12 protein-coding genes are annotated in these 13,544 nt (G+C 43.1%); 7 read left to right on the top strand and 5 right to left on the bottom strand.

Going from position 1 to position 13,544, the window contains the following annotated elements:
- Positions 1-280 precede the first annotated feature (280 nt).
- From HF638_RS04215 to HF638_RS04205, 3 genes are all read left to right on the top strand, one after another.
- Entirely contained in the window at positions 281-1,267 is a 987-nt protein-coding gene (locus HF638_RS04215) for an HNH endonuclease (RefSeq protein ID WP_169479022.1), read from the top strand.
- A 179-nt stretch (positions 1,268-1,446) separates the two neighbouring features.
- Entirely contained in the window at positions 1,447-2,034 is a 588-nt protein-coding gene (locus HF638_RS04210; RefSeq protein ID WP_169479021.1) for a restriction endonuclease, read from the top strand.
- A gap of 145 nt (positions 2,035-2,179) precedes the next feature.
- Complete coding sequence (locus HF638_RS04205; RefSeq protein ID WP_169479020.1) at positions 2,180-2,695, top strand: hypothetical protein; 516 nt, start codon at positions 2,180-2,182, stop codon at positions 2,693-2,695.
- Between the two features lie 175 nt (positions 2,696-2,870).
- Here the strand turns inward: HF638_RS04205 and HF638_RS04200 are convergent, their stop codons facing one another.
- Positions 2,871-3,122, bottom strand: coding sequence for a helix-turn-helix domain-containing protein (locus HF638_RS04200; RefSeq protein WP_169479019.1), 252 nt, complete (start codon positions 3,120-3,122; stop codon positions 2,871-2,873).
- A 163-nt stretch (positions 3,123-3,285) separates the two neighbouring features.
- Here HF638_RS04200 and HF638_RS04195 point away from each other — a divergent pair, with 163 nt between their 5' ends.
- Both HF638_RS04195 and HF638_RS04190 read left to right on the top strand, forming a co-directional pair.
- Complete coding sequence (locus HF638_RS04195) at positions 3,286-3,471, top strand: aspartyl-phosphate phosphatase Spo0E family protein (protein ID WP_169479018.1); 186 nt, start codon at positions 3,286-3,288, stop codon at positions 3,469-3,471.
- 36 nt (positions 3,472-3,507) lie between these two features.
- Positions 3,508-3,810: a hypothetical protein gene (locus HF638_RS04190; RefSeq protein WP_169479017.1), complete on the top strand. Its 303-nt coding sequence runs from the start codon at positions 3,508-3,510 to the stop codon at positions 3,808-3,810.
- Between the two features lie 125 nt (positions 3,811-3,935).
- On the opposite strand, the gene HF638_RS04185 is transcribed toward HF638_RS04190, so the two are convergent.
- From HF638_RS04185 to HF638_RS04175, 3 genes are all read right to left on the bottom strand, one after another.
- On the bottom strand, positions 3,936-5,615 hold the full coding sequence (locus HF638_RS04185; protein ID WP_169479016.1) for a type 2 periplasmic-binding domain-containing protein: 1,680 nt from the start codon (positions 5,613-5,615) through the stop codon (positions 3,936-3,938).
- 356 nt (positions 5,616-5,971) lie between these two features.
- The gene (locus HF638_RS04180; protein ID WP_169479015.1) at positions 5,972-7,582 is read right to left on the bottom strand and encodes a response regulator transcription factor; all 1,611 of its coding nucleotides are present in this window, start codon (positions 7,580-7,582) and stop codon (positions 5,972-5,974) included.
- Positions 7,583-7,790: 208 nt separating this feature from the next.
- Positions 7,791-9,605: a sensor histidine kinase gene (locus HF638_RS04175; protein WP_169479014.1), complete on the bottom strand. Its 1,815-nt coding sequence runs from the start codon at positions 9,603-9,605 to the stop codon at positions 7,791-7,793.
- Between the two features lie 169 nt (positions 9,606-9,774).
- On the opposite strand from HF638_RS04175, the gene HF638_RS04170 reads away from it, so the two are divergent.
- Both HF638_RS04170 and HF638_RS04165 read left to right on the top strand, forming a co-directional pair.
- On the top strand, positions 9,775-10,737 hold the full coding sequence (locus tag HF638_RS04170) for an ABC transporter permease (RefSeq protein WP_481856126.1): 963 nt from the start codon (positions 9,775-9,777) through the stop codon (positions 10,735-10,737).
- Between the two features lie 16 nt (positions 10,738-10,753).
- Positions 10,754-11,626: a carbohydrate ABC transporter permease gene (locus HF638_RS04165; protein ID WP_169479013.1), complete on the top strand. Its 873-nt coding sequence runs from the start codon at positions 10,754-10,756 to the stop codon at positions 11,624-11,626.
- Positions 11,627-11,883: 257 nt separating this feature from the next.
- On the opposite strand, the gene HF638_RS04160 is transcribed toward HF638_RS04165, so the two are convergent.
- Complete coding sequence (locus HF638_RS04160) at positions 11,884-13,185, bottom strand: DNA recombination protein RmuC (RefSeq protein ID WP_169479012.1); 1,302 nt, start codon at positions 13,183-13,185, stop codon at positions 11,884-11,886.
- Between the last annotated feature and the right edge of the window lie 359 nt (positions 13,186-13,544).

Here is a 13,544-nt window from a genome sequence, read left to right as displayed (position 1 = left end):
ATTTACGTTGTGAGCGTACGCCTGCGGTCCGGCATACGCTGGGTCGTGAATATGGGAACGTTAGATGAAATTCATTAGTTAAAAAGTCAAATTATAAGTTTTAAGGTGAAAGAAGATTAAGTAGTTAAAGTATCGAATACAACTGTGAAATTACTTAGTGAAGAGCCAACTTCTTCTAACATGATATTTAAGCTGTGGGCACACGCTGGACACCCAGCATAGGCGGGGATCATAAGTACAGGAAAGTTAGGTGAAATCAATTGATAAAGGAGAATGAATCATGAGTATTTCTTCAAAAACAAGAAAAATGCTTTGGGGACGTGCAGCGAATAGATGTGCAATATGCCGAGCGGAATTGGTTATGGACGAGACTGAAACTGACGATGAATCAGTAATCGGAGATGAGTGTCATATTGTAGCAAGAGAAGATGATGGCCCACGTGGGGAATCGATAAAGAACTCTGATCAAAGAGATAAATATGCCAACCTACTTTTATTATGTAAAATCCATCATAAAGTTATTGATGATCAACCGGGACATTATACTGTTGAAAAACTTAACAAAATAAAAGAGGAACATGAACAGTGGGTAAGAAGTTCCTTAAACATTGATATTAATAAACAAAAAGAAGAAGAACTTTATATGGCATTTGTTGAAAAATGGTCTAATTTGTGTGACTTAGATAACTGGAAAGACTGGACTTCTTGGTTACTTAGTGCAGGAAGTACATCTATGTCAATTGAAATGGAAGCTAAATTGCAAGAAGTTAAATCATATTTATTTTCTCGTGTATGGCCTAATAGATACCTCGAGTTAAATGATTCCTTTGAAAATTTTAGGGAAATATTGGGGGATTTTTTAAGTGTATTTCATGAATATAGTCAAAAGAAGGGGGACGATTATTGTATTGAAAAATTTTATAAAATTCAGGAATGGGATGTAGAAAGATACGACCGTTTAGCCAAAGAATATGAATTCCATATAACATTAGTTCAAGACTTAATCCTTGAACTGACTAGAGCGGGTAATTATATATGCGACAAAATAAGAGAATTTTTAATGTCTACGTATCGTATGAATGAAGGACTATTAATAATTGAATCTGGTCCTTATACGGATATGAGATTCCATAAGTATCGTACGAAGTATAGAAATGAAGAAAGAATAAATAAACCTTATCCTGGTCTTGATGAATTTAAGAAGATTAGGAATACAAGAGATATTAACTTTGGTGTTGGGATAAGCAGTGAGGACTCTTTGTTTTAGAAGATTATTGATTGCTGCTCAGAGTTGAATTGACTTAATATTCAAGCAGCGGGCAGACGCCCTATGTCTGGTGAATACAGTGAACGTTAAGTGAAATTCTATCAAGTGCTTTTTAAAGTCTGAAAAATAAAGTTGAATTTAAGTTGATGGCTTCAGAGAAATGAAAGTAGGTGATGGAAATGAACCCATACCGTGAATTTGTCGCAAGCATTTCAGCCAAGGATTTTGAAAAATATTGTCTTGAAGTGTTAAAGGCTTATGCTGAGGCTGAAGATCTTAAGAATTTCTCAATACTTCATAACCAAAAAGTTCAGACCAACGATGGAGAATATCAAATAGATATTATGGCTGAATTCATGGCCTTATCTGTAAGTTTTAAAGTTATTATTGAATGCAAGCGTTATACAAGACCTGTAGAACGTGAAAAAATCGTGGTTTTAGCGGATAAGGTACGAAGTATAGGAGCACATAAAGGAATATTAATTTCTACTTCTGGTTTTCAAAGCGGAGCAGCGGAATATGCAAAGCAGCATGGGATTGCTTTGATACAAATATTTGATAAGTTCGTTATGCATGTTCAAGCTTCTAGCGATCCTCAAGTGAACCCTATTCTCGCAGAGTTTATTGAACGATCTCCTGAGTTTTATGCCTACCAATGGAATACTAATTTAATCGATTTTCCTGATAAAAAGATATATCCGTCAAAAAGAATGTTGTTAAAAATAAGGAAGGAAATAATGAAAAGAATTCCTAAAAGCAGTGAGTGAAAAATAACTTTGGATAGAATTTTACATAACAAAATTTTCACGCTACGGACATTTGCCCTTGATATAGCAATCGTCAGTCACTCAGCATATGCTGGCTAGTGAATACAGGAACGTTATGTGAAACCCCAGTGGAAGGAGAATGAAAATGGCTGAATTAGGAGAAGAAATAGTGAGGAATTTTCTAGAAAACATAGGGTTTCAAGTGAGTAAGATACCTGAATCTCAAAACAAAACACCTGATTTTGAAGTATATAAGAACGGTAAGTTAGTATTCTATTGTGAAGAAAAAACCTTGGATAAGGACGATTTTGAAGGTTGCAAAAATGATTCGACATACAATGCAATTACAAGACATTTTCATACAGCTGCAAAGCAATTTGAGAGTATTAATCCACATAATCAAGTACCCAATGTCCTAGCTATTGTTAATCTTGATACTATGAAGGGTTGTCACGATTTATTTATTAGCTTGACTGGACATGCGTTATTAGAAAGCGGAAAGTATTTAAAAATCAGGAATGTCAATGATTATACTAAGAAAGATATGGATTATATAAATCTATGTTTGTGGTTTGATAAAGAGACATTTATTAAATACTTATGGAGAGATGACAAGGAAAACACAGATAGGAAAAATATTGAAATCCTATTTAACAATTAATTCTGAGATATCATAGAGATCACATCAATGTACGAAGGTCAAATCTAAAATTTAATTTAGTTTTTTCTTGTACTTTTGGAATTAAGTGGATAGAATACTGATTCATGTTTTAAATAATAAGAAAAATGCTTAGAAGTACCAGCATTGATGGGAGTGGCGTGCGTGCAACCTTACTTTACTCTAATTCTTCCCCAAGCAAATACCCCACAGATACTTCTAAAGCTTTAGCAATCATCACTACTTCATAATCTTGAACAAGACGATACTGACCCTCTAAACGTGAAAGACTGGTCTGACTGATATCCAAACCCAATGTTTGCAATCTGGCGAGGAATTCTCTTTGTTTGATTCCTTTACCTTTACGAATAGCTACGACTCTTGAGCCGATAATATTTTTGTCGCCAGGTGGTTCTTGTCTATGCTTCATTATGTACACCCCTCATTTCAACCAAATTGTATGAGAATTAAAGGTTCTTTTAATGCGGATATCGAATTAAAATGAAATAAACCGATAATCACATTAAAATGACTGCTCACGTCTAGCATTAACAAGACATGGTGCAGTTTAGACTCATCAGAGAGGTGGATGTATGAGCTGGTTGCTTGACTTATTGGAAGAGGAACGGCGCAAGCTTAATCAGCTTGGTGAGGCATCCTTGAAGCAAGTGATTCCGTTGTGGAACAATCCAGAGGTTCAGGAACAGAGCCGAAGGGTAGATGAACTGGTGGCACGAGTTAGTGAAATGAAGGCGAGACATCACCGAGTTGTACGATGATGAGTGAGGTACATAATGCGTAGGGGAGGAGAAACAATGAATTTTCCACCGTGGTTGGAACAAGCAATTCAGGTAAGGCTGGATGAGGTGTCTGCCCGAATCGAGCATGACCCTGTATTGAGCCGTGTACGTGAGGAAAAGGACGAAGCGTTCGATGGATTGTTTGCTGGCAAGGATATCGAGCAAACACCTGAATATGCTGAGTGGGAAAGCCGATACATTGTCAGTAAAGGAATAGAGAATGAGCGGTTATACATGCAAGGGCTAAAAGACGGAATTCAGCTCACAGTTTCCTTGCTGGGGCAGTCAATGCCGGAGGAGAATGATACGAAGGCTTGATCCACTAACGCGAATCCATATGTCATGGGGGAGCGACCCTGATCTTCACTTAAAAACCCGAGCCGAAGCGTGAATAACCGCTTCGGCTCGGGTTTTAATGCTTTACTTTTCACAACATCAGAACCTTACTTCGCACTTACCGACTTAAACCAATCATTCACTTCTTGCGTGATCTGATCTCCGCCATTGGATTTCCAGTTGGCGACGAATTGGTCAAAGGCATCAATTGGCAGATTGCCGTAGATGATTTTGTTGAAGGTTTCCATCTCGGACTGGCGGAGCAGGTTCCATTTGGATACCATGGTTGGTGTTGCAGCGCCAGTGAAATAGTTTTGTTTACGGACGTCGATCTGGGACATCACGACTTTACCTGCATACCAGTTTTCCGGTTTGCGGAATTCGGCCATTTGTTTCTCGTAAGGTGTTTCAGGCTTCTCGCCGTTGGCCAGCTTCACGAGTGTTTTCATGTACAGATCCGGGATACGTGCCGGGCCGGTCAGGAACGGGAATTCGTTGGAGAAGTCTTTGATCTTCTCTTTGTCACTGGTCGGTTGTCCGTCAATGATATCCCAGTCGTAACCTTTGGCGAAGCCGTATTCATACTCACTGCCCGCAGCCGGGTTAGCCAGGTTATCGAGCAAGTAGTTGTAGTACAGGAAGATAGCTTCTGGATGCTTCGCATCCTTGTTAATCATGATACTTGCGTTGACACCAGAGTTCTGCCACTTCGTACCGATCTTGCCGTCTGGGCCAGCTGGAACAGGGTAAGCTTTATATTTTGAGCCAGGTACGTTCTTCAGCAGGTCAGGTGCAGGCCAGTCCGGTACCCAGTTTGCGCCAGGCAGGATGCCCGCTTTGCCCGCTGTCCAGCTTTCAGCGGATTTGCCTTCGTCCCACAGAGCGGAGTCAGCGTGGATATAACCTTTATCCATCCATTCAGACAGCTTGGCAAGGGCTTGTTTGGCACCCGGGTTAACGGAGCCGTACTCGAGGTTGCCGTTTGCGTCTTTGTTCCATTGCTCCTCGATTGTGCCGTATGCACCGAACAACCAGTCGAGCTGACCCATCCAGGTGTTGGTGTTATTTTTCAGTGAGATCGCCAGAGGGAATACTTTGTCTGGAGCCAGACCGTCCGGGTTCTCGTTTTTGAATTTGTCCATGATGTTCTCAAGGTCTGCGATGGTTTTTGGAGCTTCCAGGTTCAGCTTCTCCATCCAGTCCTCGCGCAGCCAGAGCAGTGTATCGTCGTTATCGGTGTACTCCATGATCGGCATGTTGTATTTCTTGCCGTCCTTGGTGAACGGATACCACAGTTCAGGATGTGCTGCTGCGTGATCTTTCAGGGTCTGACTCGCGTACTTATCGAACAACTCATCGATGGCGATGAATTGACCGGAGTCGATCAGCTGATTCGTCAGTACCGCATTGGTGGGTACGGATACAAAATCAGGCAGCTTCTCGCCAGAGGCGATAGCCAGTTGCAGCTTTTGTCTGTATTGATCGTCATTGGCCGGATACCAAGTATCTTTATGCTTCATACCCAGCGTTTCGAGCATCCAGCGATCGTGCACGTTATTTTCTTTGGTATCTCCTTGCACGTATTTCTTCGGCATTAATACCGAACTGAACTCGATCGGTGGATCATATTTTCCTTTAGCAAAAGCAGCTTCTGCTTCCGCTGAGCCGACTGTTCCCGGCGTATTATCGCTACCATTGTCACTAGCTGTCTCGCCACTTCCGCACGCAGTGATCGTGATGAGCGCGATAACCATGAGCAGTGACCACCATGTTTTGAATTTGATCATTGTTCAATCCCCCTACGGTGTATGATCTTTACAAATGCGTGTTCAAAAAGGCCGGTTTTCAGTACCGAGAAGATGGGATGAAGCTAGAAATGGAGTAGCGGAGCGTAGATAGAGCTACGTGAGCAACTACAATGTTTCCAAAGGAAACATACTTCGTAAGCCCCCGCTTATTTCGGCTGAATTCCATATTCGATGCTGATGATGCCGCTAGGCATCCTTCGTAATCAAAAGCGGACTTTTTGAACAACCTCTACAATGTAACTGTACCAATTTGGGCGGGAGGGCATCTATATGAGTTTGTTAGTTTCGATAGGACTCTATTAGTGAATGTTCGAAAAGAACATTTTTCAGTCATGTTATTTGTGCTGGTCTCTGTACTCTTGCGGTGTAACGCCGAACTGACGCTTGAACACTTTGATAAAATAAGCCGGGTCCATATAACCAATCTCCATGCTGATTTCATACACTTTTTTGGTGGTCGTGACCAGCTTGTGACAGGCTCGATCCATACGCAGGCGCGAGATATAATCACTGATACCTTCGCCGGTTTCGATCTTATAGATCTTGGATAAATGGGTCGGGTGCAGATTGACATGGTCAGCCAGTACACGTAAAGACACATCCAGATGCAGGTTCTTATCCGTAAAATCCTGAATCTTCTTCACATACTCGGAACGGATATCCTTGATCTCGTTGGATGTGCCTTCCTTGAGTTTGCCAAGCACACTGAGCGACCATTTCCGTAATTTGCTGATGGTAGCGAAAACTTCCCCACTTTGCAAACCCTCGACATCATTGCCCATTAAAGTGGTTAGAGTCAGCTTGTTCCGGTGGGCAATATTGGTGAACGAAGCCGTAATGAGAAAACCAGCCTCCATGCAATGCTCCCATGATTCCGACCATTTCTCATCCAGCTCTGCGCAGACCGCGAGGATTTTCTCTTCGGCAGCATCCCACTGTCCGCTCTCTAGCAAACTAATAAAGGTGGGCGGGGTGTAAAGGACATCCAAGGGACCTTGTGCCGCAGGTGTCTCGACATCGCTGACACGCATGACAAATTCGCGCTCGTCTCCAACAATCTGTCGGAAATAGGCCGAAGCTTGACGGAAACGATCGTAAAGCTGATCCGGAAAGGTGAACCACTCGGTGATAACGATGGAGAGGGAGCCTTTCAGAAATTGTTTTACTTTGGATTGAAGCTGAATGGACAGCTTCTCCAGAATGGTTTCTTTACCAATATCGCCTTTCCGTTCTTTCAACTGAAGTAAAAACACCAGATATCCGTGCTCCTCCTTCACGCCCCACACTTCCATAAACTCACCCATAATCTCTTCCGCCATATTGATGATGGCATATTCGATCAGGGTCTGATCATTGCTGTCATAGTGTCCGAATTCTTCTTCCAAACGAACCAACATTAACGCGGCATCCCCGGTATGAAAGGGCAGATTGTAATTAGCGAGCTTCCGATCCCATTCCGCAGCGGCGATTCGCTGTCCCTGCAACGCCCCTAGGAGCAGTCGTCCCCGCAAATGGGGGAGATTCTCTCGCAACGTAAACTGCGTTCGTGTCAGTGAACTGACCAGTTCCCATTCGTTGTTCAATTGATCAATGGCTTTCTGAACAGCACCCATTAATTCATCGTCAGTCGGGGGCTTGAGCAGATAGTCCACGGCTTCGAACTGGATGGCTTTTTTGGCGTAATCAAATTCGGAATATCCGGATAACAGAATACATTTTATTTTTTTGTCCCGTATGCGGATGCGTTCGATCAGTTCTATACCTGTCATTTCAGGCATCTGAATGTCTGAGATCACGATATCGATGGGGTGCGTGTCAATCATTTGAAGTGCTTCGTGTGCCGAGTATGCTTTATGCACATGTTCAATCCCCAGCGTATGCCAGGGCTTGGTCATGGACAGGTTATCGACCCAGTGTGCTTCATCGTCTACGATCATCATGTGCATTATAATGTCTCCCTTGGTGGTTGAACTAAGGCATATTTACACTTGCCACTCCGATGACAGAACAACCTTCCGATCGCTGTTCAAGCCCCATTTTCTGAATTAGAAGATTGTAAGGTTAAAATGGTGCTTGAAAGGCGAACGCTTTGCTTCTTCAGGTTTTTTCTGTCCTCTACGTTCACGTGTAAATGGTTCGTTCAAAATCAAATAGTCAACGTATATTATCGGTATTACCTTTATCGGAATCTGTATCCTCTTTCGGTATCTCCCAGATGATTTCGGTTCGGAATCCGCCAAGTGGGGATGGGCCGAATAGGAGGTAGGAATGACTGCCGAATAGGTGCGTGATTCGTTGGTGCGTATTCCAAAGGCCGCAGCCCATTTCTTCTTGTAAAGGTTCCTGCATCTTCAAGTTCAGCGCTTCGTACTGTTCTGGGCTTAAGCCGGGGCCGTCGTCGTCGATATATATTCTGCCAAAACCATTCAAGCGCTCCCCGGTAATTCGAATCTCCCCGGAAGAATAGGACTTCGCCACGCCGTGTATGACGGAATTCTCGACCATCGGTTGAAGCATTAATCGTGGCACCGATTGGGCAAGCATATCCTCAGGGATATCGATGTGATACTCAATGCGACCATTGCGCAGCTTCTGGATATCCAGATAGTTGATCAGCAGTTTGATCTCTTCTTCTAGCGACGACGTCTCCCGTTCCATACGGGTGGTGTAGCGATAATACGCACTTAGGTTATGCGCCATGGAGACGACGGCTTGCTCGTCCTTCATCTGGGCCATGTTGATGATATAGCCAAGACAATTATATAGGAAATGCGGGTTGATCTGGGCCTGCAACTGCTTTAGCGTTGCTTCCTTGGCTCTAATTTTCTCATGGAACACATTCTCGATCAGATCTTGAATCTGATGAGACATATCGTTAAATCGGCGGAACAGGAATGAGAACTCATTCTGGTTTTTGCTATGCAGTCGGACAGAATAATCCCCTTGCTCGACGCGGCGTAAACCTTTGATCAGTTTTTTGATCGGATATTGCACATTCCGGTACAGCAGGATTGAAGCAGAGATTCCTACCACCAGCAGCAAAATCATACAGGTGTAGAACAGATTCTGACTGAGCGAAATAGGTTTCAAAATCTGATACAGCGGGATCACGTCCACCAGATGCCAATCCAGATAGGTGGACTTTACAGAGCTAACCAGATATTTCTTCCCGTTCAGCTTCACGACATCTTGGGTGGTATCTTCTGGGGAATGCGTATCCAGATACTGAATGAGTTCTGCGGATAACTGCTTGTCCGCGCTTCGATTAAGAATGGGTGAATTTCCTTTGTGATACAAGAAAGGATCGCCTTGTCCGCCCGCCTTATACGTATCCAGCATATTTTGAATGTTTTCATAACTGAAGCTGGCTTCAATCACCAGATTACTTCCCGTGAGCATCCCCGGCTGCGCCAAGGAATCGGTATAGAACCAATAGAAGGATTGTAGCTTGTCTTTTGATTCCGCACCCTGGTCCCCATAGGTCCATTGTCCGCTCATATTCTTTTTCAAATACGCTTCATCATACCCTGTAGTTCGGTTGTAGTTGGCGATGACATCCTCATTCTGCTGTGAATGCACCGCATATCGAGTGGGCCATATATCCGTAACGCCGGTTTGCAGCATCATCTTCTCTTGTATCACATAACGGGTCTGCATCCGGTCATACCGATCATCCCACATGTTGAGGCCGTTGAATGCTCTGACATTGGGGTCTCTGGAGAGAATCAGGCTGAAATCCATCATCTGATTGATGCGGGAGTCGATCTGACTGGACAGAAACGTGAGCTGTTTCGTGTTGGAGATCTGCAGTTCTTTGCTGACGACATCATAGGTGACGTTATTCGAGTAGGTGTACACGATTAGAATGGGGATGAATAAGACTACAATTAACAAGTTTATTTTGGCAAACAGACTGAATGGGGATCTGGTTTTACCTTGAAAAGGCATTAAGCGCTTCCATATATGCATGAAAAGTCTCCTTCTAATTCGTGTGTAAACAACCTCTTCTGATGATACCCTAACAAAACACTATCAAGCCTAACAATGTTATATAGCAGACCTCAGAATGGCTTGATACTATTTATATCAGAGAACCCGATCACACACAAAAACTTTTTTTGGGAACAGGAGAAGCGCTATGGAGGCTAAATTGGAGGGTAAGCGGATCCCGCAGGCAAACATTGGGAACAAGCTGGAACAAAAGAGAAAAAAACGCTACAAACAGCCATGGATTCTGCACTTTATGGTGTTGCCGGCGGCCATTATGGTCTTTATATTTTCATACATTCCGATGTCCGGGATTTTGATGGCATTTCAAGATTATAAACCTGCACTGGGATTTTTCAATTCCGAATGGGTAGGACTGAAGCACTTCAGGTACATGTGGGAAAATGATTATTTCCTGCAAATTACGTGGAACACGTTGTTCTTTGCTTGTTCTAAGATTGTCATGAACTTAATTATTCCGTTTGTATTCGCCTTATTGCTCAATGAGGTACGGAAGATGGCACTGAAGAGAACGATTCAAACGCTCGTGTATCTTCCTCACTTTCTGTCCTGGGTTACACTATCAGGCATTCTGATCGACATTCTGGCCCAGACGGGTATTGTCAATCAGTTCCTGGTATCCGTATTTGGCATCAAGCCGATCTTCTTCCTGGGGGATGGCAGCTGGTTCCGATTCACGATTATTGCGAGCGATGTCTGGAAAGAGTTTGGTTTCAACACAATCATCTTCCTCGCGGCACTGTCCGGCATTAACCCTGCACTTTATGAAGCGGCTGAAGTGGATGGGGCAGGACGCTGGAAGCAAACGATGTATATTACCATCCCGGCACTGATTCCCATTGGGATCGTAATCGCAACCCTGGCACTGGGTAATGTGCTTAACGCAAACTTTGACCAGATCTTTAACTTATATAGTCCGTTGATTTATCAACAAGGAGATATTATCGATACGTTTGTGTACAGAGAAGGTCTGCTTAGTGGGCAGTTCAGTTTCGCTACCGCTGTGAATCTGTTCAAATCGGTCATCAGCCTGATCCTGATTGTGATCTCGTACCGACTGGCTTACCGATTCGCCGGATATCGAATTTTCTAGAAAGGATGACAAACGAATGTACCATAAAACGATGCCTTACCGCATATTCAGCATATTCAACAATGTGTTACTGACCATCCTTTCACTGCTCTGCTTGCTGCCTTTGTATCACTTGCTCATGGTATCACTTAGCGCATCTGCACCTGCAAATGCGGGTCTCGTAACGTTCTGGCCGATTGGATTTACACTGGAGGCGTATGCGAAGACGTTTGCCAATACGAACTTCCTCTCCTCCTTATGGGTATCTGTGGAGCGGACGGTACTCGGTACTGGACTTGCGTTAATCGTTAATACGATTGCAGCCTATGCACTCTCCAAGGAGACGCGGGTGTTCCGCGCACGTAACATCTATCTGTGGTATTTTGTCATCACGATGCTGTTCAGCGGTGGCCTCATTCCGGGGTACATCCTGATTCTGAAGCTGGGATTGATGAACACATTGCTGGCCTTGATCCTGCCAGGATTGGTTGCGGTGTTCAACATCATTCTGTTGCTGAATTTCTTCCGTACCGTTCCGAAGGATCTGGAAGAAGCGGCATTTATCGATGGCGCAGGGCACTTTCAGACGTTTATCAAAATCTATCTGCCCGTCTCTGTACCCGTTATTGCAACGGTTTCGCTCTTCATGATGGTCGGGCATTGGAACGCGTATTTTGACGGGATCATCTACATCCGTGATGCAGAAAAACTGCCACTCGCGACATTCATGCAGACGATCATCGTGCAGGCTGACATGTCGAAGCTTGATCCGGAAGCAGTTGCGAACCTGTCCCAACGGACGATTCGGGCTTCGCAGATCTTTATCAGCGCACTGCCGATCCTGCTTGTGTATCCGTTCCTGCAACGTTATTTTGTAACGGGAATCGTGGTTGGAGCTGTGAAGGAGTAGTTGAATGTAGGGGTTAGAATAGGGTTGTAAAATGGAGTCACTGAACTGGGGAAGGCCAGGGAGGTGGCTTCTTTTTTTTTGTGAATTTATCCCATGTACTGGTATACTAATTGACAGTTATTGATGTATCCGTTCCTACAACAGTACTTTGTAATTGGCATTTTGGCTGTGCTGATTAAGGACTGGAAGTGAGTAGTAAAAAGGCGATGCTATCCCTTATGATGGGAAACATCGCCCTATTTTAATGTTTAAGTACCTTATTCAATGACAGCTTCCAAAAGATTTTGAGAAGACTCTGCGCTAGGAAGCTCTTGAACGTTCCTTAACTTACGTTCAATAGCTCTGGTTCGAACTGAAGCTTGATCAATATGGTTACTAGCCTCTTGTAATTTTTTTTGCGTTTTATCAAGAATATCGCCAAATTTCCCGAACTCTGTTTTAACCCCGCTAAGTACCTGCCAGACTTCACTAGAACGTGTTTGGATAGCAAGAGTTTGGAAGCCTAGCTGTAGACTATTCAGAACAGCAGTCAACGTAGTAGGACCTGCAATAACGACTCGGTATTCTCTTTGAATGCTTTCCCAAAGTCCAGGTTTACGTAAAACTTCGGCAAAGAGTCCTTCAATAGGCAAAAACATAATGGCAAAATCAGTCGTGTTCGGTGGATCAATGTATTTATCTCGAATGGACTTGGCTTCATTTTTAATTTTAGTATCCAGAAGTTTAGTATTTTCGCTGATAGCTTGGCTGTTACCTTCCTCATAAGCATCCAGAAGTCGATGATAATCTTCGAGTGGGAATTTGGAATCAATAGGCAAGTGTATAATTTGATTTTTATTATTCTTATCAGGAATTTTAACTGCAAACTCTACCCGGTCATTGCTGCCTTTTTTGGTTATTACATTTTTATCGTATTGTTCTACCGTTAGTGTTTGATCTAATAAATTCTCTAATTGTAGCTCGCCTAGTGTGCCTCTTGTCTTGACATTAGTCAAAACTTTCCTCAAGTCTCCAACTCCATTAGCGAGAGTCTGCATCTCTCCAAGACCTTTATGTACAAGCTCTAATCGTTCACTAACCAGTTTGAAGGAGTCCCCTAATCTTTGTTCTAGAGTTGCATGTAGCTTTTCATCGACTGTGGCTCTCATTTGCTCAAGCTTTTGGTTGTTATCCTGCTGCAACTGAACTAACTTCTCTTCAACAGTTCCACGAATTCGCTCCAATTTGGTTTCATTCATTGCGGTCATATCCGACAATCTTTTCGAAAAACTATCTAGCAGATTCTTTTGCTGGGAGGCAACTTCTCCAATGTTGTTAATTAGTGATTGATTCATGTTTCCAATTGATTTAGCAAGCTCTTCTCGATTCAGTTTAGCTGCTACATTCGCTTCCTGTCGGTTCTGAGTGGCTTGTTCTACAAGCAACCTTCGTATGTCTTCTTTTGTTTTCTCTAACTCCGTTCTAAGTTCGTTTAGGTAATTCCCATTCTGTTTTCTCAAGTAAAGGGCGACAATCCCTAACAAGATGATCACGTTTAAAGCTAAAAGGGCAGCTTGCATACAGTTTTCCTTCTTTCCTTCGATTAACTTGATTGTCTTTCCTCTATTACTCTTACATTTTTCGTCGCTTTTTGTATAAATCCTTCTTTTTTGTTGGAATTAACCCTGAGCATAATCGTTTCTAAATTTTAATTATCGAGACATCTAAGAGCGAGTGATGAACACTCTTATTGTAGTCATGCACTCAGTCCTGCTATAATTTCGATATATCTATCGTATTGGGGGTTATGACGTGGCAATATCGATGATGCCGGATTGCTCGTTCGCTAGAAAGCCTTACGCAAAGCCTGAATAGGGGCGGACTTTGTGTAGGGCGCGACAAAAATGAGATCGTTTGCCCTGGAATCAACATCAACATA

Source organism: Paenibacillus sp. SZ31 (assembly GCF_012912005.1).
Lineage (GTDB): Bacteria > Bacillota > Bacilli > Paenibacillales > Paenibacillaceae > Paenibacillus.
The sequence above is the reverse complement of the archived record's forward strand: the minus strand, read 5'-3'. Positions and strand labels throughout refer to the sequence as shown.